The following is a 23,656-nucleotide window of genomic DNA, read 5'->3' on the forward strand; positions in this document are numbered from 1 at the left end:
GTATCAAGGTATCTCTGGGACGTTTAAGCCCTGTGGAATACCGGAACAAACTTGGCCTAGCCGCATAAAACCAGTCCAAGTTTTTATCCGCACCTCCGGCGGGTCAGTTATGCGTGGAAATTAACACGCTGTCGTGGGTGTGCATCCAATTTGCCGCGGGGATGAACTCTCTTGCCGATAACCGTCTTGTCGGTCGGCCTTGAATATCGATTCCATCCCAGACCGGCCATGTGATCTGTTGTCATGTCCGACATCATTTGGATGACTGCTTTCGTGTGTGCCGAAATGGTGCAGCAGACCCTTGTGGGCATTTGCAAGCGCACATCTGCGGCATGCCCGAGACCGCGCTGTCCTGCTCCCTACGACCACCTTGGATTTTGATCTTGTTTGGTGCCCCAAGGAATAAGTCAGGCGGCCTTGTCCTTGGCTACGCAATATGAGTTGACGAACATTGCAGTGTGCCGCAATGACTGGCGTATATCCGGTTTGGCTATTCCATGCCTGTTGGCAAATTGCTCGACCGCCGCTGTATCAAAGCGAGTGGTCTGGATAAAGTCCAAGGCTTCGGCGTCTGTGTTCAAGAACCGCGCGACGGGAGGAATACTCAGCAGCAGCTTCAGCAATCGCAGGGAAATGTGATGCCTGGGAGGCTTCAGGCCCATGGGTTGTGCCACCTGTCCCAGGAGCTCCCGCAAGTTGGGGCTTTGGTCATCGAGTGCCAGCAATTCCTTGCCCACCATGGCGGGATCGAAAGCACAAGCCGCCGCCAACTCGACCAGGTAATCAACGGTGACCAGCGGGAGCCAATGCTCGGCGCTACCGGGCACTGCAGCCAGCTTTCCCTGCGCAAGATTGCGTATCAGTGTCACCAGCGGCTGACCGTCAAGGATATGCCCGGTACGGCTGTGGCCGCAGACCGTCGCGGGGTGAACTACGGTAACTTCCCCGCCCCTGGTGGACATGAGCTGCAGGGTCGCAAAGTGCGCCTCCAGCTTGCTCGCTTCGTAAGCACCGACGTGCCGGTAGACGGCAGGCCAGCTCGTCAGCTCCGGATGACGAGGGTCAATTCCGATGCGCAGCAGATGTTCATGATTCTTCAGCATGTAGCCGCCGATCATCACCAGGCGGCTCTTTTGCGCAGCCGCCAGCAGCGCCACGCGCTTTGCCCCTTCTACATTGACCGAACGAGAATGCTCCAATGAAAGCCCCCAAGCGAAGTGGGCACCCAAGTGGAATACGACTCTGGCCTGCCTTAGCACTGCTTGGTCGGCAGGACTCAGTCCGAGGTTGTCGCGCTCAAGGTCGCCAGCAACGGCAAATATCCGGGTTGCAATCCCTCCCAGATTGTCGACTTGCTCTCGCAGTGCAGCCAGTCGCTCTGGGCGACGCATCAACACCCGGACGGTGTGACCCTTGGCACTCAGGTTCGCCAGCAAATGTTGACCGATGAAACCGGTCCCTCCCGTGACAAAGCACTCCACGCTCATTCTCCTGCTCCTTGGTAAGGTGAGAAATCAAATGTAGAGTGTCGACCTAACTCTATAGTCAAGCAGTATTTTCATGAGAATCGGCGAACTTGAGACCCGCAGCGGCGCCAGCCGCCATACTTTGCGTTACTACGAGCAAATCGGCCTGATCTCGCCGACGCGACGAACCAACAACTATCGCGTCTACACTGCCCAAACTCTGCAGGATCTGAACTTCATCCAGCGCGCGCAAAGCATGGGTTTTTCGCTGGGGGAGATAGGGCAGATTCTGGATGCACAGCGGAACAAGACGATCGATTGTGCTGACGGCGCCAAGCTCATTGAAAAGAAGATGGCGGAGATCAGACAGAAAATCGCCGACCTCAAAAGCATTTATCGCTATCTGGATGAAGAGCGTGCAAACCTCGAAGCCAGTGCTGCCAGGCAACTTGAGCTGCAGCAACTGACCAAGGCTTCGAGCTGAGCTATCGGTATCCAGGAACGGAAACTGCCGTAGGCTTACGGTTTCAAGCCCCTCCGCTCAAGTATTTTCTAGAACCTCGCGGCCAGACCCTGTCCGGTTCAGTACAGGCCTGAGCGTCCACTCTGTCAGCAACTTCTGCAAAGCTGCTGTCGCGGCCGACTCACCGCGCCAATGTGTCAGCTCTTTGCCAAGAGCCACTGATACAGCCCTTGATACGTCGTTGCTTCGCCTTGTCGTAGTTCTTGACTGCCTGCGGCTTCGCGTCTCGTCTCAACCGCAAACCCTTGGTTCACCGGGTCGTGTCAACCGCTCTGAGTGAGGCCGCCTGTACGACTTCACGCAGCAGCTTTCCCTCCACCATGGAATGGGAACTGAAACGGCTCTCGACCAACTTCCACGCTCCTGCAATTCGCTGATACAGGCCCCGATGTAGAACGGATTCCTGATTGTTCGTATCAGGCCAGTCTACTGCAGGCCAACGGAGTGACGTACCCAGAAGCCAGCTTCAGCTACCGGGCCACATAGCTTCATCCTAACCGGCGTGGAGCTGAATGCCCTTCAGTTCCACGCCCCAATAGATCAGCTACCCACCTGATTAGCCCCTCCGTCGATGTCCTCACCGGTGCGGTCGCGAATCCATAGCAAGACCACGGTGGACATGGCCACGGTCACCATCATGTACCAGGCCGGAGCCAGCGGCTGCTGTGTCACCTGCAACAGCCAGGTGACGAAGAACTGGGCGAAGCCACCAAACACCGAAACGCCGATGCCATAGGCCGCCGCCATACCGGTGGTGCGCACCGACTTCGGGAACATCTCGGGCAGCATGGTAATGCCGGGTACCGTCTGCAGGGTCAGCAGCAGCGACAGCAGGCCGATGATCAGCAGCAGGTTGTGCAGACTGGGGCCTGCGTTCAGCCATTGGAAGCAAGGCACGATCACCACCAGCGTCAACAGCCGCGAGATGCAGATCACCCGCTTGCGTCCGCAGCGATCGGACAGCCAGCCCACTAGCGGCGACAGGAGGAAGCAGACCGCTCCCACCACCACGCTGGCGAGCAGGCTTGAGGTGGTTGGAAGGCCCAGCACCCTGGCGGCATAGGCCGGCATGTAGAAGGCGATGATCTGCGTCGAGACCATGGCCCCCAACATCAGCAGCACGCTCTTGAGGAGCGTCAGCTTGTGCCAGCCGAACAGCTCGCGCAGCGGACTGCTGCTTGCCGCGCGCGCTCTGGCCTGTTGGCTGCGACTGGTCGACAAACCGATTACAAGCGTGTCCTCCAGGCGTCGGCGAATGTACCAGCCCAGAGGGGCGGTGAGCATGCCGATAAAGAACGGCACCCGCCACCCCCACTCGTTCATCGCCTGCTGACTGAGGCCTTCTACGAGCGCGGCAACCATGATCGCGCCAAGGAAGATCCCCAGGGACTGGCTGCCGAACTGCCAGCTGGCGTAAAACCCGCGCTGTGAAGCCGGTGCATGTTCGACCAGCAAGGTGGTCGCCGCGCCTACCTCGCCGCCAGCCGCGAAGCCCTGAATCAGGCGCGCCAGCACGATGACCAGCGGCGCGACCATGCCGATCTGGGCGTGGGTCGGTGTCAGCGCCATCATGCCGCAACCCAACCCCATCATGAACAGCGTCAGGGTCATGGCCGAGCGGCGGCCGAAGCGGTCGGCATAGGAGCCAATCAGCAACGCGCCCACCGGGCGCATGAGGAACCCCACGCCAAAAGTGGCGGTGGTCAGCAGCAACTGGCCGTAGCTGGAGGCGGCAGGGAAAAACAACGGTCCAATGAACAGCATCAGAAAGCTGAACACCGTGAAGTCGAAGAACTCCAGGGCATTGCCAATGGTGGTGCCGACGATCACCCGCCGGCGAGAAACACTCATATGCGACGCCGCAACCGGCGCCAAGGATTGCGAAAGAAAGGCCATGACATTCTCCTTGCAGACAAGGGATACGCATCCACGAGCGGCCGGACCTGGGGTGGCCCGACCGGAACGACATCCAGAGGCTTGGATCAGTCAGCCGGATCGAGATAGGCGCTCACCAGCTTCACCCAGTAGCTGGCGCCATAGGGCAGGCTCGCGTCGTTGAAGTCATAGTCGGGGTTGTGCAGCAGGCAGCCCCCCTCAGTTTCTTCACCATTGCCTATGATCAAGTAGCAGCCAGAACAGGCCTGCAGCATGAAGGAGAAGTCCTCGCTGCACGTCATCGGCTGCATGTCGGCGACCAGTCCTTCTTCGCCTAGCCACTCCAGGGCTACCGAGCGCGCCAGGGCGGTTTCCTGCGGGTGGTTGTAGAGCACCGGGAAGGCGTTGGAGCTGGCCGAGACGTCGGCGGTCGCACCGAATGACTCGGCCTGTGCGTGAGCTAGCGCTTCGATGCGTTGCAGCAACAGTTGGCGGGTCGTTTCCTTCAAGGCTCGAACCGTCACAGCCAGTTCGACATAGGTCGGCACAACCGTCGAGCTGTTGCCGCCATGGATGGAGCCAACACCGACGACCCCCATGTCCAAGGGAGGCCGGTTGCGTGCGACCACGGTCTGCAACACCATGACCAGGGAGGCCGCAGCCACCACCGGGTCTACCGTGTCCTGGGGCATGGCGCCGTGGCCACCGCGGCCGTTGATGCGGATGGTGACCGTGTCGGCACAGGCCATGAACGGCCCGACAAGGAATCCGAACTTGCCTACGGGCAATCCCGGCCAGTTGTGCATAGCGAACACCGCATCGCAAGGAAACAGCTCGAACAGGCCATCCTCGATCATCTTCCGCGCGCCCACGTGTCCTTCCTCGGCAGGCTGGAAGATCAGGCGGACTGTGCCGTCGAAGTCGACGTTCTCAGCCAGGCATTGACCCGCAGCCAGCAGCATCGCGGTATGCCCGTCATGGCCACAGGCGTGCATTTTCCCGTCATGCCGGCTCGCATACGGCAGGCCACTGGTTTCAACGATAGGCAACGCATCCATGTCTGCGCGCAGACCGATGGTTCGGCTACCACGGCCCTTGCGCAGCGTGGCAACGACCCCCGTTCCGGCCAATCCGTGGTGGACATCGTAGCCCCAGCCTCGCAGCTTCTCGGCCACCAGGCGGCTGGTTTCGAATTCTTCGTAGCTCAGTTCTGGATGGGTATGCAGATGCTGTCGCAGCGCGACCATGGGCGGCATCAATTCATGTATTTCAGGCAAGATCGTTGGGCACGACATGGTTGTCTCCTCAGCAATGATGGTCGGCCTGGTCGTCGGCTGAGACGCTGCCAGGCTCTTGTCGTTTGTAGGTAAAGCGGTCAGGCGGTAGGCCAGATTTGCGGGAACCAATCTTCCCTGAGACGCTGCCCCGCTTGCATGCCGTGGTCGGGGTATGGCGGCGAAGTCCGGCCGGGGCGTTCGGCGTAGCGTGCGTCCTCGCCGAGCCAGCGCAGGGACAGCACGCGTCGGCGGGCCGGGCTGAGGTTTCCGCGAGCGCCGTGTACGGTGCGGAAGTCGAACAACACCGCGTCCCCCGGCTCCATTTCCCACTCCAGTACCTGCATCCCAGGCTCCACATCTGGATCGGGCACCGGTCGATAGCGACTCACGTCGTCGTAGAAGTTGCTGTCGTCCTTCCATCGCAGAGGCAGTACCCACTGTTCCCACAAATGGGAGCCTGCGATCAGGCGCAAGGTCGCCTCGCGTACCGGGTCGACCGGAATCCACAGGCTGACGGTTTGTTCGCCGTCCACAAAGTAGTAGGGAATGTCCTGATGCCAGGGTGTCGGCTTCTGAGTCCCCGGCTCCTTGACCAGGACATGGTCGTGAAAGAACTGGGCGCGTGGCGACTGCATGACCGACGCAGCAATGGCGGCGGCCGGCGATTCGTGGACGATGGTGGAGAACTCGGGAATGCGTTCCCAATTGCAGTAATCATCGAAGAAGCCACCGGGCTCGCCGGTGGCGACGACGTTGGTGGCGTAAGGACCAGGCTCGCGTTGATTGCGTTCGATGCCTTCAGCGATCAACCTGATCCAATCCTTGAAGGCGCCACGTAGACAGATCGCACCGTCGCGTTGGAACGCCGCGATATCCGAGGCCGAAACCAGAGGGGTAACAGTCGTGTTCATAGGGACTCCTGCGTTACGGTCACCATGATCACGGCGACCACAGCCGGACTATTCCCCAGGCATCACCTAAAACAAAATAATATATTCCGATCAGGCTCCTCGGAATTCCTTATGAAGATTACCTTGCGCCATATCCGCTGTGCCCTGGGAGTCGCCCGGCACGGCAATATCACCCAGGCGGCCGAGCGTCTAAACGTGTCGCAGCCGGCGGTTTCAGCCGCACTCAACGAGCTGGAAGAGCACCTAGGACAGGTACTGTTCGTCCGGCAGCGCGGCCAGGGTGTGACGTTGACGCCCTTTGGTCGCCTGGCTATGGAGAAAGCCCAGCAGATTGTGGCGAACGTGCGTGAACTGGAGAACCTCGCCAACGACGACGACACGCTGGCAGGCGAACTCACACTTGCCTGTTTTGAGGATCTGGCGCCGTATTGCTTGCCCAAATTGCTGCGCGGGCTCAAAGAGCGACATCCGCGTATCGAGGTGACGATTCGTGAATATGGCTTCGACCAGATCAGCAAGCAACTGAGCAATGGCAACCTGGATGCAGCGCTGAGCTACGACCTTGGGTTGCCTGATTGCATCCAAAGCACAGTACTTTGCGAGTTACCGGCCCATGCGCTATTGCCGATCGAACACCCACTCGCGCGCCACAGCGAAGTCAGCCTGAAGCAGCTCTGCGAATATCCGCTGGTACTGACAGAGCAAGCCTACAGCTCGCAGCACTTTCTTGATCTGTTCCGCTTCCATGGGTTGCAGCCCCAGAGCGTCAGCAGAACGTATTCCTTCGAGCTGCAGCGCGGCCTGGTCGCCAACGGATTTGGCGTAGCAGTTGCGTATACCAGGCCATTTGGAGATCACAGCTATGATGGGCAAGCGCTGGCGATCCGCTCTATAGCCGACCCATTGCCTCTGCAACACATCGTGCTTGCTCAGCCACGCGGTCGTTGCGACACGCCGCTTGCGGTTGCACTACGGGAGCAAGCCCTGGAATGGTTCGCGCAAAGCCCGGGGTTTGACTTGCGCACGTAGCACGCAGGCGCCGACCATGAGTTTTCGTGCGTGCGTCTCCAGCACGAGCCAGGATCTGGGCGCACAATCCCGCGCTCACGAGCGTCGGCCTTGAGCGTCATGCTGATGCAATGAGGCGTCTGCTAGACCGGGCTGTGCGGGGACCAATTAATAGAGGGCGCGCGGACCGGATTGGAGCGCAGAAGCAGCCCAACACCAAACCGGCGAGCTCCGGTGTAGCGAACCATTGATGCCCACTCGGCATCCCAGCCTCGCGGCGGCGGTAGCGGGGCCTTTATTCCCCCTGCACCCTTGCTTTTCGGCGACCGCGGACCTCCGCTCGCCTCGTGGTCAGGCCATCCGTCCCTTTGAGCATGTTCAATACCTGCCAGCCGTTGCGGTCCAAGGGCGTCAGGCGGGGGTCCAGCATCAGGGCAGAGGGGGTAGCGAATTCCTTGGTCAGGGAGTGGGGCGGGGGGGACGTGCATGGCGTTTGCTCCAGAAAATAGGGCCATGGGCCCAACGCCATGCATCTCACCCGAGCCGCTTTGATTTGTCGGGCAACAATGCGGTCTAGCTCATGTCCTAGTCTTGCGGTCTGCGCCCTTGGCTTCGCATGCCGGGCTGGGCTGGTTTATGATTCCGTGACTGCATGCGATACCCCCACGCAATCAAGGGGGGCTTCCCGAGGGTGCCAGAGCCTCGCCACGCCTCTTTTGCCGTGGAGAGCCAGCAGGGACGAGGCTTCCCGGCCGATGGCCATTTAGGCTTCCGCTTCAACGTCTGAAAAGTGACCGACTCTCAGTCGCTGCGTCTGCCGCTGCGCACAGCATTCGGCTGTGCAGGCATGCGCATCAATGGCAGGATCTGGCAGGGGCGCGACAGCCGCAGCCTGCCAGAAGCAGACATACCTAGCCTCTGAGATGCATCACGGTGACGACAACGGGGCCCGGGCACCGCCGAAGGTGAAGTACATCCGGGCCGTCGCACTGGCTCCTGCCGAGGCCATGGGAGCATCATTGCGGCCGCCCTGGCGGAAGCGGGGCGAGTTCCATCCGGTCCCGTCCCTTGCGCTTCGATGCGTAGAGGGCTTCGTCGGCCCGCTTGAGCCAATGTGACAGCTCGGTCTCGGGCTGGTCGAACAAGGTCGCACCGATGCTCAGGGAAACTGGCTCCGGCGTTGCGAACATGGCGCGCGCCTGCTGCGCGAACGACTCGCGCAGGTTCTGTCCCAGCTCCTGTACGACGGCGCCGGAGACACTGCGCAGCAGAATCACGAACTCGTCCCCGCCCAGTCGCGCTGCCAGCGCGCCATGGGGCAGCAAGCTGCGGATGAGGTCGCTCAGGGTCACCAGCAGGCGGTCGCCGGCATCGTGACCATGCAGGTCGTTGACCTGCTTGAAGTGGTCAATGTCGATCAGCAGCAGGGCACCGGGGCTGGCTGGCGAGGCCTGCCGCAGCAGCTCGGGTGCGCGCAGGTAGAGCGCTCGGCGGTTGTCCAGGGCGGTCAGCGGGTCGCGGGCGGCGATCTGCGCGATACGCTCTTCACGGCGATGGCGCTCGGTGCCGGTCATGGACATCGCGAGCAGCATGATCGCCATCACGCCTTCCACCAGCGAGACCAGTATCACCACGCCTCGGAAACTGGCCAGGTTGACGAAGGCGTCCGGCGCCACGGCCGAGCCGGCCTTGGCGAGGTAGAACAGGCCGTGTGCCAGCAGGACGAAACGCAGCTGCGCTGCGCCCACACTCAGTGCTCGGCCATGTGGGCGCAGCAGCAGGCCGGCGCGCAAGGTGATGACGGCAATCAGCAGCGACTGGATGCCCAGCATGGTCTTGGACCACCAGGGCCCGTCGGGCAGAAACAGCATCGCAAGCCAGACGACGGCCAGCAGCCACCAGGTACGCGGCAGCCGGGTGCGCGTGAATCCGGCAACGCCAGCCAGGAACAGCCAGTGGGCGACGATCAGCAAGCCGTTGGGGAACCAGATGCCGAACAGTACATAGCCGCTGGAACGCAGCAGGGCCAGCACGCTGCCCACGGCGATGATCGCAAACCCCGCGCTCCAGAGCAGCAGGGAGCGTTCGCGAACGCTGCTCCATTCCGCAGCCAGATACAGCGCCGAGGCGGCGGCCATGGCCGCGGAGAGTACGAGCAGGGTGAAGGGATCGAGAACCATGGACGATGGATGTGTCAGCGCGGGTGTGGTTCGCGCGAGAGCCGCCCGGCCAGGAGCAATGCGCGGGAGTCGATCGGCTGCTCGGTGGCGACGGTCGGGGCCATGGCATTGAAATGGAGCGGGTCGCAAGCGAGGCGAATTGTCGCAGGATGCGGATTTTCAGGTATCTCTTGTGTGCTGGGTCGTCGAAAGGACGTAACGGATGGAGCCTGGCATAAGGAGAGAGGGCGGCAGCATCCGGACCAGCCGCGTGACCTCGTCGCCACGGCAGTGCATTCAGACATGAAAAAGCCCCGGGGCAGGGCCACGGGGCTTGGTGTCCGAGTCAGAAGAACTTACTCGGCGCTGGGGGGCACATAGCCGGCTGCAGCATCGGCACCGCCGCCAAAGAAATGGTTTTCCATCTGGCGAGCCAGATACTGGCGGGCGCGGGCGTCGGCCAGGTTCAGACGGTTTTCATTGATCAGCATGGTCTGGTGCTTGAGCCAGTCGGCCCAGGCCTGCTTGCTCACGCTTTCATAGATACGCTTGCCCAGTTCGCCAGGGGCAGGAGGGAAATCCAGGCCTTCAGCGTCTTGACCAAGCTTGATGCAGTGAACGGTACGTGCCATGTGTAGGGTCCTCTTGGTTGATTTCAGATGTTTTGGTAATAACAAACTGAAATCTTAGTAGTTTGAGTTTTAAGAATGCGGCTCAAGAATGCACAGCAACGGGGCAGAAGCCCGTTAACCATTCACTCCAAGAACACAGTCCAATGAAAAATCGTCGCAACTTTATCAAGTTTCCTCTGGCTGCCGGTCTGATTGCTGGCTTGACCCTCTCGGCTCTGCCCACATTGCCCGCTTTTGCACAAACCGGCGTGCAGCTGCTCAACGTTTCCTATGACCCCACTCGTGAGCTGTATGTGAACTACAACCAGGCGTTTGCCAAGCACTGGAAGGCGACGCAGAACCAGGATGTGACCATCAAGCAGTCGCATGGCGGCTCGGGCAAGCAGGCGCGCTCCATCATCGACGGCATTGAGGCCGATGTGGCCACGCTGGCCCTGGCAGGCGATATCGATGCCTTGGTCAAGAACGGCAATGTCAAGGCCGACTGGCAAAAGCGCCTGCCGCACAACAGCGCGCCCTATAGCTCCACCATCGTGTTCCTGGTCAAGAAGGGCAATCCCAAGAGCATCAAGGATTGGGATGATCTGGTCAAGCCCGGCATTCAGGTGATCACGCCAAACCCCAAGACCTCGGGCGGTGCACGCTGGAACTATCTGGCAGCCTGGGAATTTGCCAAGCGCAAGTACGGCGGCGATGCGCAGGCCAAGGATTTCATCACCAAGCTCTACAAGAACGTGCCCGTGCTGGACACCGGCGCGCGCGGCTCCACCGTGACCTTTGTGCAGCGCGGCCTGGGCGATGTGCTGCTGGCCTGGGAGAACGAGGCCTATCTGGCGCTTAAGGAGTTCGGCCCCGAGAAGTTCCAGATCGTCGCGCCTTCGCTGTCCATCCTGGCCGAGCCTTCGGTGGCCGTGGTCGACAAGGTGGTCGATAAAAAGGGTACGCGTACCGTGGCCGAGGCCTATCTGAAGTATCTGTACTCCGAGGAGGCCCAGCGCATTGCCGGCAAGAACTTCTACCGCCCGACCGATGCCAAGGTGGCAGCCGAGTTTGCCAGCCAGTTCCCCAAGCTGGAGCTGTTCACCATCGACAAGGCCTTTGGCGGCTGGGCAGCGGCAGACAAGGCTCACTTTGCCGACGGCGGCAGCTTTGATCAGATCTATACCAAGAAATAAGTGAAACGAAAGACGGGGGCGCGATGAGTGCTCCTGTCTTTGCAATAACTAAAAGATAGAGCCAAGCCATGTCGATTTTGCTAATTGCCGGTAGCCCCTCGCAGCCCTCGCGCTCCAGTGCCCTGCTCAATGCCGTGGCTGCCCGCCTGCAGGCACAGGACCTGAGCACAGAGCCCGTGCTGCAGCTCAACCGGCTGGACCCTGCAGCCCTGTTGCATGCCCGCTTCGATCACCCCGAGATTCGTGCCGTGACCGATAGAGTGGCCCAGGCCGACGCGGTGGTTGTGGCCACACCCGTTTACAAGGCGGCCTACAGCGGCCTGCTCAAGGTGTTTCTCGATGTGCTGCCGCAGACGGCGCTCAAGGGCAAGCTGGTACTGCCTCTGGCCACTGGCGGCAGCCCTCACCATATGCTGGCGCTGGACTATGCGCTGCGCCCCGTGCTGCAGTCGCTTGGCGCACGCCACATACTGCCGGGCATTTATGCCACCGACCAGGGGGTGCCCCTGCTGCCTGAAGGCGGTTATGGCCTGGCCCCCGAAATCGCCGAGCGCGTCGAGGATGCAGCCCAGTTGCTGGCCACCGATCTGCGCCGCAGTGCCCAATGGGCCGCAGCCAATGACTTTGAAAGCATCGCGTTCTCCGACGTGCGATGTAGCGTTTAAGTAGGTCCCCCTGAGCGGCTTTGCCGCTTCCCCCAGGGGACGACGACCTTTGCTGCGGGGCGGCGGGGCCGCCTAGGCCCTTGCTGGCCGTCCTTTCTCGCAGCGTTGACGCATTTACCATTTTTTTGATAGCAGTCCCCGCACTGCGAAGGCCGAGCTGCGCCTGAAATCAGGCCGAAGGTGCGCCTGAAGTGTGTGGACTGAGAACCCAAGGATTGATTTCTCATGACCGATCGCAACAACACTTCGTCGGCTATTTCGTCGCAATTGCTGAGCACCACACGCCGTCAGTGGCTGGCGGGTACGGCAGCCTCGGCGCTGGCCTTGGCCTCGGGCGGACTGCATGCGCAGCAGGGCAGTGGCACGGCAGGCGGGCAGCGCGTGCTGCGCGTGGGCCATCAAAAAGGCTGGCTGTCGATTCTCAAGAATCGCGGCACGCTGGAAAAGCGCCTGACCCCTCTGGGCGTGGCCGTGCGCTGGGTTGAATTCAATGCCGGCCCTGTGCAGCTGGAAGCGCTCAATGTCGGCTCGATTGACTTTGGCGATGTGGGCGAGGCTCCCCCCATCTTTGCCCAGGCCGCCGGTGCGCCCCTGGTCTATGCGGGAGCCACGGTGGCGCGCCCCGGTCTGGAAGCGGTGATCGTGCCCAAGGGCTCGGCGATCCGCAGCGTGGCCGACCTCAAGGGCAAGCGCATTGCCTACAACAAGGGCTCCAATGTTCATTACTTCCTGGTCAAGCTGCTGGAAAAGCATGGCCTCAAGTACGGCGATGTGCAGTCGGTCTTTCTGGCTCCTCCCGATGCGCGTGCCGCGTTCGAGAAAGGCTCGGTCGATGCCTGGGTGATCTGGGACCCGTTCCTGGCCTCGGCCCAGAAGGCCCTGGATGCACGCCTGCTGGCCGATGCCAAGGGCGTGGTCAACAACCGCGCCTATTACTTCACCTCGCGCGACTATGCGAGCCGCAATGCCGATGTGCTGCGCATCGCGATCGAGGAAATTGCCGCCATCGATGCCTGGGCCAGCAAGAACAAGAGTGCAGCAGCGGCAGAGCTGTCGCAGATCCTGGGCCTGGACACAGCAGTGACCGAGCTGTACCTGAGCCGCGCCGAGTTCGGCACCAAGGCCGTGAATGCCGAAATCCTGGGTGAGCAGCAAAGGATTGCCGACACCTTCTTCGATCTCAAGCTGATCCCCAAGAAGCTCAATTTGCTGCATGCCGCGCCCGTGGACTTGCTGGCCAGCCGCTGATTCATGAAAAGGTCATTACCATGAGTTCAGCATCCTCTTCACCCCGTTTCCATCGCGGCCGTCGCCAGGCTCTGCAACTGCTGGGTACCACGGCTTTCAGCTGGACCCTGGCCGCCTATTACGCCAACGATGCACTGGCCCAGCCTGTGCCGGCTATTGCGGCTCCGGCCCAGTTGCGCATCGGCTATCAGAAGTCGGCCGTCAATCTGGTCGTGCTCAAGCAGCATGGCGTTCTGGAAAAGCGCTTTCCAGGCACCAGGATCAGCTGGCTGGAGTTTCCAGCCGGGCCGCAGTTGCTGGAGGCGCTGTCGGCCGGAAGCCTGGACTTTGGCCTGACCGGGGATTCGCCGCCCGTGTTTGCCCAGGCTGCGGGCAAGGATCTGCGCTATGTAGGGGCCGAGCCGCCCAAGCCTGAAAGCTCGGCCATTCTGGTGCTCGCCGATTCGCCGCTGAAGACCCTGGCCGACCTCAAAGGCCGGCGCGTGGCACTGCAGAAAGGCTCAAGCGCCCATTACCTGTTGGTGCGTGCGCTGGACAAGGCAGGTATCGCCTGGGCCGACATTCAGCCCGTGTATCTGGCACCAGCCGATGCGCGTGCCGCTTTCGAACGCGGCAGCGTAGATGCCTGGGCCATCTGGGACCCGTTCTATGCGGCCACCGAGCTGAGCATCCGGCCGCGCGTGCTGACCAGCGGTGAAGGGCTGTCGGGCAACAACTCTTTCTATCTGGCCTCGCGCGGCCTGGTCGAGCACCATCCCCAGCTCATCAAGGCCTTGTTCGACGAGCTCACGCGCGCCGATCAGCTGGTGCAGACCTCGCGCAAGGAGGCCGTGCAACTGCTGGCCGCTTTCAGCGGGCTGGATGCGAATGTGGTCAGCCGTTTTATCGGCCGCAGGCCCAGCTCGCCGACCACGCTGCTCAATCCCGCCATCGTGGTCGAGCAGCAGCGCGTGGCCGATACCTTTTTTCGTCTGGGCGTGATTCCACGCCAGGTGAAGGTGGCCGACATCGTCTGGCAGCCCACAGCGGCGGAATACGCCGGCCATGGCCAGGCGAGCCCTGCCGCCTCATCCATCACGCCCGCCGTGGCATCCAGGTTCTAAATCAGGTTCAAGGAGATTTCGTCATGCAAGTGTTCTGGTTCATTCCCACCCATGGTGATGCCCGCTACCTGGGCAGCAGCGAAGGCGCACGCCAGCTGAGCCATGACTATGTCAAGCAGGTTGCCGTGGCGGCCGACAGCCTCGGCTACGAAGGCGTGCTGATTCCCACGGGCCGCTCCTGCGAAGATCCCTGGGTAGTGGCGTCCAGCCTGTTGCCCGTCACCAAGCGCCTCAAGTTCCTGGTGGCCGTGCGTCCCGGTCTGCATCAGCCCAGCCTGGCTGCTCGCATGGCAGCCAGCTTCGACCGGCTTTCCGGGGGGCGGCTGCTGATCAATCTGGTCACCGGCGGCGATCAGGCTGAGCTGGAGGGTGATGGCGTGTTTCTCGATCATGCGACGCGCTATGAACAATCGGCCGAGTTCATCGAGATCTGGCGCGAGATTCTGGCACGCAGCCATGAGGGGAAGTCGCTGGATTTCGAAGGTCGGCATCTGCAGGTCAAGGGTGCCAAGCTTCTGTTCCCGCCGCTGCAAAAACCCTATCCACCCGTGTATTTCGGCGGCTCTTCGCCTGCCGCCCATGAGCTGGCGGCAGAGCAGGTCGATGCCTATCTGACCTGGGGCGAGCCGCCGGCCGAAGTCGCCAAAAAGATTGCCGATGTGCGCGAGAAGGCCGAGCGCCGTGGCCGCAAGGTCAAGTTCGGCATCCGCCTGCATGTGATCGTGCGTGAGACCGATGAGGAGGCATGGGCCGATGCTGAGCGCTTGATCAGCCGCCTCAAGGACGAGACCGTGGTACAGGCACAGGCCGCGTTTGCGCGCATGGATTCCGAAGGCCAGCGCCGCATGGCCCAGCTGCATGCGGGCGGCACCAAGCGCAGCCGCAAGGACCTGGAGATCAGCCCCAATCTATGGGCCGGCGTGGGTCTGGTGCGCGGCGGTGCGGGCACGGCCCTGGTGGGCAGCGCCCAGGCTGTGGCCGACCGTATCAAGGAATATGCCGATCTGGGCATAGACACCTTTGTGCTCTCGGGCTACCCGCATCTCGAGGAAGCCTATCGTTTTGCCGAGCTGGTCTTCCCGCTGTTGCCCGTCAACGTGCAGGAAAAGCTCGGCGGTGGCAACCCCGGCGGCCCGTTTGGAGAAACCGTGGCCAATCTGTACTCGCCGCGAGCCGCCGCTTCGGGAGCAGCCGCTTCGGAGCGCGAGCAGGTCCGAGTGTCGCAAAGCTGAAGGAGTTTGTATGAGTGATGTTCAAACGCTGACGTTGCAATCTGCGGCCCAGCCAGCAAGCCCGCCGGTGCCGCGCCTGGAGTTGCTGGCGCGTCAGCTCGCCTTGCGGCTGCTGCCCTGGCTGTTGCCGGTCGCGTTGGTCGCTGCCTGGCAGGCCGCATCGGCCTATGGCTGGCTGTCCACACGGGTGCTGCCCGCGCCGCTGGATGTGTTGCGTGCAGCCTGGGCTCTGGCAGAGTCGGGCGAGTTATGGACCCATGTCAAGGTCAGTGCCGGGCGTGCTCTGGCGGGGCTGGCCATTGGCGGCAGCCTGGGCTTGCTGCTGGGTCTGCTCACAGGCTCGCTGTGCTGGGCCGAGACGCTGCTCGATTCCACGATCCAGATGGTGCGCAACATCCCTGCGCTGGCGCTGATTCCGCTGGTCATTCTGTGGTTCGGCATCGACGAATCGGCCAAGCTGTTTCTGATCAGCGTCTCGGTGTTCTTTCCCATCTATCTGAACACCTTTCACGGCATTCGCAACGTGGACCCTGGTCTGATCGAGATGGGCCGCAGCTACGGCCTCACGCGCTGGCAGCTGTATCGCGACATCGTCTTGCCGGGAGCGCTGTCTTCCATCCTCGTGGGCTTGCGTTTTTCACTGGGGCTGATGTGGGTGATTCTGATCGTGGCCGAGACCATCTCGGCCCAGGCGGGCATCGGCTACCTGACCATGAATGCGCGTGAATTTCTGCAGACCGATGTGGTGCTTGTGGGCATCTTGCTCTACGCAATTCTGGGCAAGCTGGCCGATGTGTTTGCTCGTTCGCTGGAGCGCTGGTGGCTGCGCTGGCATCCGGGGTATCAGGGGTGACTCCCCCTGAGCCGCTGCGCGGCTTCCCCCTCTCTCTTTGGGAGGGGGACGACATCCTCGCTGCGAGACGGCTCTTGCTGGATGTCTCTGGCCTGGGTAGTGCGCTTTTTGGGGCTTGGTGGAAAGAATGAGAGGAGCTTGCGATGAGTAGTTTGTGGAGTCGTTTGACGCAGTCGCTGGTGGGTGCCGGTGCCTTGAATGCGCGTCAGCCGCTGGTGGCATGGGAGGCATCCTGGGACGAGGCCGAGGCCTTGCAGGCGAGTGGAAAGCTGTGGCAGCGGACCAAGGATGAGGAAGAAGAGCAGCAGGGCAGCAGCAAGCAGCCGGATGTGCAGCAGAAAGCGGCCCAGGGTGTGCATCTGCAGACGCTGCAGCTGACCAAGCGCTATGGCGAGCGTGAAGTGCTCAAACAGGTGCAGCTCGATGTCCGGCCGGGCGAGTTCATCGCCATCGTTGGGCGCAGCGGCTGCGGCAAGTCCACCTTGCTGCGCCTTGTGGCCGGGCTGGAAGAGGCCAGTGCCGGACAGCTACTGATCGATGCGGGCGAGCAGCGCCGGCAGAATAGGGATACGCGCATCATGTTTCAGGACGCGCGTCTGCTGCCCTGGAAGCGGGTGCTGGACAACGTAATTCTGGGGTTGCCCGATTCGGCACGCGAGCGCGGCCGCAAGGTGCTGGCGCAGGTAGGACTGGCTGACCGCGAAAACGAATGGCCGGCGCGGCTGTCTGGCGGCCAGCGCCAGCGCGTAGCCCTGGCCCGTGCCCTGGTTCACCAGCCGCGACTGCTGCTGCTCGATGAACCGCTGGGCGCTCTTGATGCGCTGACGCGCATCGAGATGCACCGCCTCATCGAAGGTCTGTGGCGCAGTCATGGCTTCACGGCCTTGCTGGTCACGCACGATGTACAGGAGGCCGTGGCCCTGGCCGACCGCGTGGTGCTGATCGAGGACGGGCGCATTGCGCTCGACGAGCGCATCGATTTGCCGCGTCCGCGTGTGCATGGCGATGCCCGCTTTGCCGCGCTGGAGACACGCATTCTAGATCGCGTGCTGCAAAAGCCCGACTCAGAACAGGCAACCGGATTGCCGAGCTGGCCTGGCGTGCCGGCTACGGGTCTGCGCTGGGCGATTTGAGCATCCAACGAAAACAAAGAGAAACAGGCGGCTGGCGCAGCCACAAGCTGTGCCGCCTGCCATCAAGATATGAATTTTCAGCAACTGCGTTCGGTCCGGGAAACGGCAAGGCGTGGCTTCAATCTGACCGAGGTGGCAGCCATGCTCCACACCTCGCAGCCCGGTGTGAGCCGGCAGATTCGCGAGCTCGAGGAGGAGTTGGGCATCGATATCTTTGTGCGCGCCGGCAAGCGTCTGACGGGCCTGACGCCGCCCGGCACGGCCTTGCTGCCTATTGTCGAGCGCATGCTGCTGGAAGCCGACAATCTGCGTCGCGCAGGAGAGGACTTCCACGCCAGCGAACGTGGCGGCCTGTCGATTGCTGCTACGCATTCCCAAGCACGCTATGCCTTGCCCCAGGTGGTGCGTGATTTCCGCAGGCTCTACCCCCAGGTTTCGCTGCATCTGCATCAGGGTTCGCCACGCCAGGTGGCCGAGATGCTGCTATCGGGCGAGGCCGATATCGGTGTGGCCACCGAGGCGCTGGGCAGTTATGAGAACCTGGTGACCCTGCCTTGCTACCGCTGGTCGCACAGTGTGGTCGTGCCGCCCGGCCATGAACTGCTCGATACGGACGGAGCACTGACGCTACAAGCGCTGGCGCGCCACCCCATCATCACCTACGAGCAGGGTTACACGGGGCGTGCCCATATCGACAAGGCGTTTGCGGCGACCGGGCTGGTGCCCGATGTGGTGCTCACCGCCATGGATGCCGATGTGATCAAGACCTATGCGGAGCTGGGCATGGGCGTGGGCATTATTGCCTCCATCGCTTTCGATGCCGAGCGCGATCGCCATCTGCGCGCTATCGATGCCCGTCATCTGTTCGAGGTCAATCTCACGCGCCTGGCTCTGCGCCGCGATGCCTGGCTGCGTGGTTATGCCTATGCCTTCATCGAGAGCTTTGTGCCTACGCTGACCCCCGGGGTGGTGCGTGCGGCACTGCAATCTGCCGAAGGCTGAATTTCAACTCGAACCTCCCGAAAGAGCTTCAAGTCCCTGGTATTGCACTACATGGGGCGACTGTGCAGCAGGGGCTGGCACAGGTGGTCCTCAATGCCTCGAACTTTTTGCGCAGCCATATCGTGGTGTTGGGCGTCCTTGTCATCCGTGCGATCGGACTGCTGCGCGATGCATGGCCGCGCAGGCTTGTGCCACGCTACGGTCGCTTATTTTCATAAGATGTTTTTGATATAAAAATTTTTATTTTTATTCTTTTGAGTTTTTTGGAGAAGGTTTCAGAATTGTTTTCATGCAGTGCAGCAAACACTGTTTTTCAGAACCTTCATGACTTCTCAGGAGAATTTTGTATGTCCATTCAAGCCATCAACGTACGCAATCAGTTCAAGGGCAAGGTCAAGGAAATCATCCGCGGTGACGTGGTCTCGGAAGTGGATGTGGAAACTCCCTGGGGCATCGTCACGTCGGTGATCACCACGCGCTCGGTCAATGATCTGGGCTTGGCGGTGGGCTCGGAGGTTGTAGCTCTGGTCAAGTCCACAGAGGTGTCCATCGCCAAGCTGTAAATCTCATTGACTCTCAAAGAGCACCCAGCGCAGGTACTGCTTGCGCTGGGTGCTTTCTTTCTTGGCCCCGCTAATACCACCCTTGATATGTCGTTGCTTCGCCTGGCCGTACTTTGTTACTGTCTGCGGCTTCGCGCCTGGTCTCAATGGCAAACCTGCGGTTGGTAGCGGTTCTGACGGGCGTGGTGAGCATCGGGCGCATAGCGCCAAACAGGCATGGCCTAAGCAGTGGACAGCAAGCAAGGGCCTTGGCGGCCCCCCCCCGCGAAGCAGAGAGGGAGAAGGTGCAAAGCGCCTCAGGGCGGCTATTCCAGCGTCATCAATGCCGCATTGCCGCCCGCTGCCGCCGTGTTGTGCGATAGAGCGCGTTCATGCCAGAGCCGCTCCAGCCGGACGGGCCGGCCTGTCACACAGCGTGTGGGCAGTATCAACGGGCCCGGGCGCCTTGCCAAGGCCTGCGCCCAGCGCAGAAATTGGGGGGCGTCGCATTCCAGCAGTGCTGCATCCATGGCCTCGGTCTCCGCAATTTCCTCGACGCTCAGCTCGGCAGGCAACAGCAGCACATGGCGGCGCAGTACATCTGGCAGCTTGCCGTGAACTGTGATGCCGAGCGGGCCGGGTACCCACAGGGCTTGCGAGCCGCAGGCCAGTGCGGCAGCCAGTTGCAGCAGCAGCATGGTTCTTTCCTGCGCCAGGCACAGTGTGCGCGGCTTGCCAAGCAGCTGGTAGAGATTGCGCTCGCCTGTGGGGCCGGGCAACAGACGTGCGGCATGCAGATCGGGCAGGGCCGCTTGCAGGCGCTCGCAATCATGGCTGACGATGGCCTCACCATGCTGCCTGGCCCAGTGACCCAGCTGCTGCAAGGCGGTCGCCGCTGCTGCCGTGACGGGTGTGGCGCTTGCCTGTGCCTCTCCGGATTGATGCAGCAGCAGACTGAGCAAACGCAGGGGCGAGCCGGGTGTCTGCTGCAGGCGCGGCAGATACAGGGGGCCGCCGGCCTTGGGACCGGTGCCAGACAGCCCCTCGCCGCCAAAGGGCTGCACACCGACCACGGCCCCCACCATATTGCGATTCACATACAGATTGCCGACATGTGCCGCCTGGGCGACTAGCTGCACGGTTTCGTCGATGCGCGTGTGCAATCCCATGGTCAGGCCGTAGCCCAGGGCGTTGATGCGCTCCAGCAACTGCGGCAGCTCGCGCCTTTGATAGCGCAGTACATGGAGCACGGGGCCGAAGACTTCGCGCTTGAGATGATGCAGATCGGGCAGCTCGATCAGCGTGGGCGCCACAAAATGCCCTTGCGCGGCAGTTTCCGGGCTCAGCGGCGATTGATGGATGCGCAGACCCAGAGCCCTGAGTCTGGCGATATGCCGCTCGATAGCAGTCTTGGCATCGGCATCGATCACGGGTCCCACATCGGTGGCCAGCTCGGCCGGATTGCCGCAATGCAGCTCTTGCATGGCACCGCACAGCATGGTCAGCAGCCGGTCGGCGCAGTCGTTTTGCACGCACAGCAGGCGCAGAGCCGAGCAGCGTTGGCCCGCGCTGTCAAAGGCGGATGCAGCAATGTCCTGCACGGCTTGTTCGACCAGGGCGGACGAGTCCACCAGCATGGCGTTCTGGCCGCCGGTTTCGGCCACCAGCACCACGGGCTGGCCGTCGGGGCGCAATCTGGCGGCGGTCTGCAGAGCCAGCAGTCGCGCCACCTCGGTGGAGCCTGTGAACAGCACGCCTGCCACGCGCGCATCGGCCACCAGTGCTGCGCCCACGGTCTCGCCCCGGCCGGGCAGCAGTTGCAGCACGTCTGGCGCAATGCCGGCCTGATGCAGCAGGCGAACGGCTTCAAGGGCGATCAGTGGGGTCTGCTCAGCGGGCTTGGCCAGCACCACATTGCCGGCGCCCAAGGCGGCCGCGACCTGGCCGGTGAAGATGGCCAGTGGAAAATTCCAGGGGCTGATGCAGACCACAGGGCCTATGCCGGGGGCGAGCAGATCCGCATCGGCCTGCCGCCGAATCTGAGCCGCGTAATAGCGCAGAAAGTCCACGGCCTCGCGCACCTCGGACACGGCATTGGCCGCAGTCTTGCCGGCTTCGCGCATCAGCAGGCTCATCAGCGGCTGCATCTGCGTTTCAAAGAGTTCGGCTGCGGCCTGCAGCAGACTGGCACGCAGCTCGGCCGGGCTGGCTTGCCAGGCGGGCTGGGCCTGTGCGGCTGCGTGCAGTGCCTGCTGAATCTGCGCGGGCCCGGCATCGTTGACATAACCCAGCAGCTCCTGATGGCTGGCCGGGTTGGTTATGGCTGTGCCGATGGTGTCGGCGGCATGCACGGCATGGACACCCTGGCGAAGTTGTGCGGGCCGGCTTTGCGCAAGCGCTTGAGACAGAGCGCTCAACACACCGTCATCGCTCAGGTCCAGACCAGAGGAGTTGCGGCGCTGTTTGCCCAGCAGCTCGCGCGGCAGCACGATACGGGGGTGGGGCAGGCCTATGTCATCGTCCGCAAGCAGTGTTTCCACCTCGGCCCGGGTTTGGGGATCCGGCTGCCCCTCAGCCCACGTTTGGTCTGCAGGGGCAGCTATCAAATCAGAGATGGGCCAGTCGGGGTTGGCGATGCGGTGCACGAATGAGCTGTTGGCGCCGTTTTCCAGCAGGCGGCGAACCAGATAGGCCAGCAGTGTCTCGTGCGTACCCACGGGAGCATAGATGCGGCAGGGGCGGCGTGCGGCCTTGTCCTCGGCCTCGACCACATGCAGGTAGAGCTGCTCGCCCATGCCGTGCAGGCATTGAAACTCATAACGTCCAGCGCTGTAGGGCTGGGCACCGGCCAAGGATTCGATGCTGGCCACGGTCTGGGCGTTATGGGTGGCGAATTGCGGGTAGATGGCGCTGGGTGCGGCCAGCAGCTTGCGAGCGCAGGCAATATAGGCCACATCGGTGTGGTGCTTGCGGGTGTAGACAGGATAGTCGCTCAGACCGTCGATCTGGGCGCGCTTGATTTCGCTATCCCAGTATGCGCCCTTGACCAGGCGCACCATCAGGCGGCGTCCGCTGCGTCGGGCCAGGTCGATCAGATAGTCGATCACATAGGGACAACGTTTTTGATAGGCCTGAATCACAAAGCCCAGGCCGTTCCAGCCTGCCAGGCCAGGGGCATGGGCCAATTGTTCCAGCAGGTCCAGCGACAGCTCCAGGCGGTCGGCTTCTTCAGCGTCGATATTGAGTCCTATGTCGTAGCTGCGTGCCAGCTCGCACAGCTGCAGCACGCGTGGCAGCAGCTCGCTCATCACGCGCTGCCATTGCGCGCGGCTGTAGCGCGGGTGCAGGGCGCTGAGCTTGATGGAAATGCCCGGCCGTTCATAGACGCCCTTGCCGTCAGCGGCCTTGCCGATCGCATGAATCGCATTCACATAGGACTGCATGTAGCGCTGCGCGTCCTCGGCGGTGAGGGCGGCCTCGCCGAGCATGTCGTAGGAATAGCGAAAGCCTCTGGCCTGCAGTTCGCGAGCGCGCTCCAGAGCCTGGGAAATGGTCTCGCCCATCACAAACTGTTCGCCCATCAAGCGCATGGCCATGTCCACGCCCTTGCGCACCAGCGGCTCGCCGCCCCTGGCTGTGATGCGTTTGAGCGCCGCGAGCAGGCCTGACTCGCTATGCGTATCGACCAGCTTTCCGGTGACCACCAGTCCCCAGGCGGCAGCATTGACAAAGAGCGAGGGGCTCTTGCCCAGATGAGCCTGCCAGTCGCCGCCGCGCAGCTTGTCGCGGATCAGTGCATCACGGGTAGCCGCATCGGGGATGCGCAGCAAGGCTTCGGCCAGGCACATCAGTGCCACGCCTTCCTGCGAGGACAGCGAAAACTCCTGCAGCAGACCTTGCACCAGCCCCTGGCGCCCAGCGCTGGCGGGTTGGGCGCGCAGTTGCTCGACCAGCTTTTGCGCATGGGCAGCGACCTGGGCAGCCTGGGCGGGCGGCAGCGTGGCGGCAGGCAGCAGCCGGGCCACGGCATCGGACTCGGCCATGCGGGTGGCGCAACTGATGGCTTGACGCAGTTCATCGGCAGGGCGGCTGGAATCTGGCAGCGCAGTGAAAGTCGGCATGTCTGTGCAGGTGTCGTAGAGCCTGGACGCGAGCGGGTGCGCGGCCTTCACCATGTTCACAGCTGCATTGCATGCGGCCCGGGCGCAGCTGTCTACATAGGGAAAATCATTGCTGGTTTGTCGAAAAATGAATCACTATATTGAGCGAATTAAAAAGAGGAATTCACCAATGAATGACGCTTCAGAAGTGGATATCGACAGGATTGATCGAAAAATACTGGCAATTCTGCAAACCGATGGGCGCATCTCCAATCTGCGCCTGGCAGAGCAGGTGGCGCTGTCGCCCACAGCCGTACAGGCCCGTGTGGCCCGGCTTACACGCGATGGTTACATCCTGGGCTACGAAGCGCGGCTGAATCCGCAGAAGCTGGGCGTGGGCATGACGGTGTTTGTCGAGGTGCTGCTGGACCGCACCACGCCCCATGTGTTTGACGAGTTCAAGGCCGCCGTGCTGGCGTACCCGGCCATCATGGAGTGCCATATGGTGGCAGGGGGATTTGACTATCTGCTCAAGACCCGCATGGCCGATATGGCGGCTTACCGTGACTTCGCGGGCCGGGTGCTGTGGCAGCTTCCGGGCGTGCGCGAGACCAGAACCTATGCGGTGATGGAGGAGATCAAGGATGATGCGCGGCTGCCTTTGTAGGAGAAAAGCGCGTTTGAATGAAGGGTTCAGGACTCTGTATCTACGTTGACGCAGGCTAGCAACAACTGCTTTTTCAGGAATGGAT

The 23,656-nt window shown here is 62.0% G+C and carries 19 protein-coding genes; 12 read left to right on the forward strand and 7 right to left on the reverse strand.

The annotated features are described in order from the left end of the window. Nucleotides 1-407 precede the first annotated feature (407 nt). On the reverse strand, nucleotides 408-1,487 hold the full coding sequence (locus tag FSY45_RS26010) for an SDR family oxidoreductase (protein ID WP_046462762.1): 1,080 nt from the start codon (nucleotides 1,485-1,487) through the stop codon (nucleotides 408-410). Nucleotides 1,488-1,560: 73 nt separating this feature from the next. Between FSY45_RS26010 and FSY45_RS26015 the strand changes: the two genes are divergently transcribed. Then, nucleotides 1,561-1,950, forward strand: a complete 390-nt coding sequence (locus FSY45_RS26015) for a MerR family transcriptional regulator (protein ID WP_003066563.1) — start codon at nucleotides 1,561-1,563, stop codon at nucleotides 1,948-1,950. 579 nt (nucleotides 1,951-2,529) lie between these two features. Here the strand turns inward: FSY45_RS26015 and FSY45_RS26020 are convergent. The 3 genes from FSY45_RS26020 to FSY45_RS26030 all read right to left on the reverse strand — a co-directional run bounded on the left by FSY45_RS26020 (nucleotide 2,530) and on the right by FSY45_RS26030 (nucleotide 6,052). Continuing rightward, complete coding sequence (locus FSY45_RS26020; protein ID WP_046462763.1) at nucleotides 2,530-3,885, reverse strand: MFS transporter; 1,356 nt, start codon at nucleotides 3,883-3,885, stop codon at nucleotides 2,530-2,532. Between the two features lie 86 nt (nucleotides 3,886-3,971). Continuing rightward, entirely contained in the window at nucleotides 3,972-5,159 is a 1,188-nt protein-coding gene (locus FSY45_RS26025) for a M20 aminoacylase family protein (RefSeq protein ID WP_046462764.1), read from the reverse strand. A gap of 80 nt (nucleotides 5,160-5,239) precedes the next feature. Further along, nucleotides 5,240-6,052 carry a phytanoyl-CoA dioxygenase family protein gene (locus FSY45_RS26030; RefSeq protein ID WP_046462765.1) on the reverse strand — a complete coding sequence of 271 codons (813 nt, stop codon included), beginning with the start codon at nucleotides 6,050-6,052 and terminating at the stop codon, nucleotides 5,240-5,242. A 111-nt stretch (nucleotides 6,053-6,163) separates the two neighbouring features. Between FSY45_RS26030 and FSY45_RS26035 the strand changes: the two genes are divergently transcribed. Continuing rightward, complete coding sequence (locus tag FSY45_RS26035) at nucleotides 6,164-7,081, forward strand: LysR family transcriptional regulator (protein ID WP_046462766.1); 918 nt, start codon at nucleotides 6,164-6,166, stop codon at nucleotides 7,079-7,081. Nucleotides 7,082-8,076: 995 nt separating this feature from the next. On the opposite strand, the gene FSY45_RS26045 is transcribed toward FSY45_RS26035, so the two are convergent. Next, nucleotides 8,077-9,240 carry a GGDEF domain-containing protein gene (locus tag FSY45_RS26045; RefSeq protein WP_046462768.1) on the reverse strand — a complete coding sequence of 388 codons (1,164 nt, stop codon included), beginning with the start codon at nucleotides 9,238-9,240 and terminating at the stop codon, nucleotides 8,077-8,079. A 335-nt stretch (nucleotides 9,241-9,575) separates the two neighbouring features. After that, the gene (locus FSY45_RS26050) at nucleotides 9,576-9,851 is read right to left on the reverse strand and encodes an oxidative damage protection protein (protein ID WP_003053502.1); all 276 of its coding nucleotides are present in this window, start codon (nucleotides 9,849-9,851) and stop codon (nucleotides 9,576-9,578) included. Between the two features lie 143 nt (nucleotides 9,852-9,994). Here FSY45_RS26050 and FSY45_RS26055 point away from each other — a divergent pair, with 143 nt between their 5' ends. From FSY45_RS26055 to FSY45_RS26095, 9 genes are all read left to right on the forward strand, one after another. Then, complete coding sequence (locus tag FSY45_RS26055; protein WP_046462769.1) at nucleotides 9,995-11,026, forward strand: sulfate ABC transporter substrate-binding protein; 1,032 nt, start codon at nucleotides 9,995-9,997, stop codon at nucleotides 11,024-11,026. Between the two features lie 68 nt (nucleotides 11,027-11,094). Beyond that, a complete protein-coding gene (ssuE, locus tag FSY45_RS26060; protein ID WP_046462770.1) occupies nucleotides 11,095-11,691 on the forward strand; it encodes an NADPH-dependent FMN reductase in 597 nt (198 codons plus the stop codon). 225 nt (nucleotides 11,692-11,916) lie between these two features. Continuing rightward, a complete protein-coding gene (locus tag FSY45_RS26065) occupies nucleotides 11,917-12,939 on the forward strand; it encodes a sulfonate ABC transporter substrate-binding protein (protein WP_003066544.1) in 1,023 nt (340 codons plus the stop codon). 20 nt (nucleotides 12,940-12,959) lie between these two features. Beyond that, on the forward strand, nucleotides 12,960-14,042 hold the full coding sequence (locus FSY45_RS26070) for a sulfonate ABC transporter substrate-binding protein (protein WP_046462771.1): 1,083 nt from the start codon (nucleotides 12,960-12,962) through the stop codon (nucleotides 14,040-14,042). 23 nt (nucleotides 14,043-14,065) lie between these two features. Next, the gene (ssuD, locus tag FSY45_RS26075; RefSeq protein WP_046462772.1) at nucleotides 14,066-15,274 is read left to right on the forward strand and encodes an FMNH2-dependent alkanesulfonate monooxygenase; all 1,209 of its coding nucleotides are present in this window, start codon (nucleotides 14,066-14,068) and stop codon (nucleotides 15,272-15,274) included. 10 nt (nucleotides 15,275-15,284) lie between these two features. Continuing rightward, complete coding sequence (gene ssuC / locus FSY45_RS26080) at nucleotides 15,285-16,127, forward strand: aliphatic sulfonate ABC transporter permease SsuC (RefSeq protein WP_046462773.1); 843 nt, start codon at nucleotides 15,285-15,287, stop codon at nucleotides 16,125-16,127. Between the two features lie 143 nt (nucleotides 16,128-16,270). After that, complete coding sequence (locus tag FSY45_RS26085) at nucleotides 16,271-17,260, forward strand: ATP-binding cassette domain-containing protein (RefSeq protein WP_046462774.1); 990 nt, start codon at nucleotides 16,271-16,273, stop codon at nucleotides 17,258-17,260. A 69-nt stretch (nucleotides 17,261-17,329) separates the two neighbouring features. Continuing rightward, on the forward strand, nucleotides 17,330-18,262 hold the full coding sequence (locus tag FSY45_RS26090; RefSeq protein WP_012839005.1) for a CysB family HTH-type transcriptional regulator: 933 nt from the start codon (nucleotides 17,330-17,332) through the stop codon (nucleotides 18,260-18,262). Nucleotides 18,263-18,609: 347 nt separating this feature from the next. Continuing rightward, entirely contained in the window at nucleotides 18,610-18,825 is a 216-nt protein-coding gene (locus tag FSY45_RS26095; RefSeq protein WP_003053517.1) for a molybdopterin-binding protein, read from the forward strand. A gap of 305 nt (nucleotides 18,826-19,130) precedes the next feature. On the opposite strand, the gene putA is transcribed toward FSY45_RS26095, so the two are convergent. Next, nucleotides 19,131-22,979: a trifunctional transcriptional regulator/proline dehydrogenase/L-glutamate gamma-semialdehyde dehydrogenase gene (gene putA, locus FSY45_RS26100; protein WP_148748534.1), complete on the reverse strand. Its 3,849-nt coding sequence runs from the start codon at nucleotides 22,977-22,979 to the stop codon at nucleotides 19,131-19,133. Between the two features lie 115 nt (nucleotides 22,980-23,094). Here putA and FSY45_RS26105 point away from each other — a divergent pair, with 115 nt between their 5' ends. After that, nucleotides 23,095-23,571: an Lrp/AsnC ligand binding domain-containing protein gene (locus FSY45_RS26105; protein ID WP_003066527.1), complete on the forward strand. Its 477-nt coding sequence runs from the start codon at nucleotides 23,095-23,097 to the stop codon at nucleotides 23,569-23,571. The last annotated feature ends 85 nt before the right edge of the window (nucleotides 23,572-23,656 follow it).

The sequence above is a fragment of the Comamonas sp. Z1 genome (genome assembly GCF_008121555.1).
Taxonomy (GTDB): Bacteria; Pseudomonadota; Gammaproteobacteria; order Burkholderiales; family Burkholderiaceae_C; genus Comamonas; species Comamonas thiooxydans.

What these genes read in the sequence shown, in the direction of transcription:
- FSY45_RS26065 (WP_003066544.1), top strand. Translation starts at nt 11,917, where the DNA reads ATGACCGATCGCAACAACACTTCGTCGGCTATTTCGTCGCAATTGCTG.
- FSY45_RS26010 (WP_046462762.1), bottom strand. Translation starts at nt 1,487, where the DNA reads ATGAGCGTGGAGTGCTTTGTCACGGGAGGGACCGGTTTCATCGGTCAA.
- ssuC (WP_046462773.1), top strand. Translation starts at nt 15,285, where the DNA reads ATGAGTGATGTTCAAACGCTGACGTTGCAATCTGCGGCCCAGCCAGCA.
- FSY45_RS26015 (WP_003066563.1), top strand. Translation starts at nt 1,561, where the DNA reads ATGAGAATCGGCGAACTTGAGACCCGCAGCGGCGCCAGCCGCCATACT.
- ssuE (WP_046462770.1), top strand. Translation starts at nt 11,095, where the DNA reads ATGTCGATTTTGCTAATTGCCGGTAGCCCCTCGCAGCCCTCGCGCTCC.
- FSY45_RS26070 (WP_046462771.1), top strand. Translation starts at nt 12,960, where the DNA reads ATGAGTTCAGCATCCTCTTCACCCCGTTTCCATCGCGGCCGTCGCCAG.
- FSY45_RS26095 (WP_003053517.1), top strand. Translation starts at nt 18,610, where the DNA reads ATGTCCATTCAAGCCATCAACGTACGCAATCAGTTCAAGGGCAAGGTC.
- FSY45_RS26085 (WP_046462774.1), top strand. Translation starts at nt 16,271, where the DNA reads ATGAGTAGTTTGTGGAGTCGTTTGACGCAGTCGCTGGTGGGTGCCGGT.
- putA (WP_148748534.1), bottom strand. Translation starts at nt 22,979, where the DNA reads ATGGTGAAGGCCGCGCACCCGCTCGCGTCCAGGCTCTACGACACCTGC.
- FSY45_RS26030 (WP_046462765.1), bottom strand. Translation starts at nt 6,052, where the DNA reads ATGAACACGACTGTTACCCCTCTGGTTTCGGCCTCGGATATCGCGGCG.
- FSY45_RS26025 (WP_046462764.1), bottom strand. Translation starts at nt 5,159, where the DNA reads ATGTCGTGCCCAACGATCTTGCCTGAAATACATGAATTGATGCCGCCC.
- FSY45_RS26050 (WP_003053502.1), bottom strand. Translation starts at nt 9,851, where the DNA reads ATGGCACGTACCGTTCACTGCATCAAGCTTGGTCAAGACGCTGAAGGC.
- FSY45_RS26020 (WP_046462763.1), bottom strand. Translation starts at nt 3,885, where the DNA reads ATGGCCTTTCTTTCGCAATCCTTGGCGCCGGTTGCGGCGTCGCATATG.
- FSY45_RS26090 (WP_012839005.1), top strand. Translation starts at nt 17,330, where the DNA reads ATGAATTTTCAGCAACTGCGTTCGGTCCGGGAAACGGCAAGGCGTGGC.
- FSY45_RS26035 (WP_046462766.1), top strand. Translation starts at nt 6,164, where the DNA reads ATGAAGATTACCTTGCGCCATATCCGCTGTGCCCTGGGAGTCGCCCGG.
- FSY45_RS26105 (WP_003066527.1), top strand. Translation starts at nt 23,095, where the DNA reads ATGAATGACGCTTCAGAAGTGGATATCGACAGGATTGATCGAAAAATA.
- FSY45_RS26055 (WP_046462769.1), top strand. Translation starts at nt 9,995, where the DNA reads ATGAAAAATCGTCGCAACTTTATCAAGTTTCCTCTGGCTGCCGGTCTG.
- ssuD (WP_046462772.1), top strand. Translation starts at nt 14,066, where the DNA reads ATGCAAGTGTTCTGGTTCATTCCCACCCATGGTGATGCCCGCTACCTG.
- FSY45_RS26045 (WP_046462768.1), bottom strand. Translation starts at nt 9,240, where the DNA reads ATGGTTCTCGATCCCTTCACCCTGCTCGTACTCTCCGCGGCCATGGCC.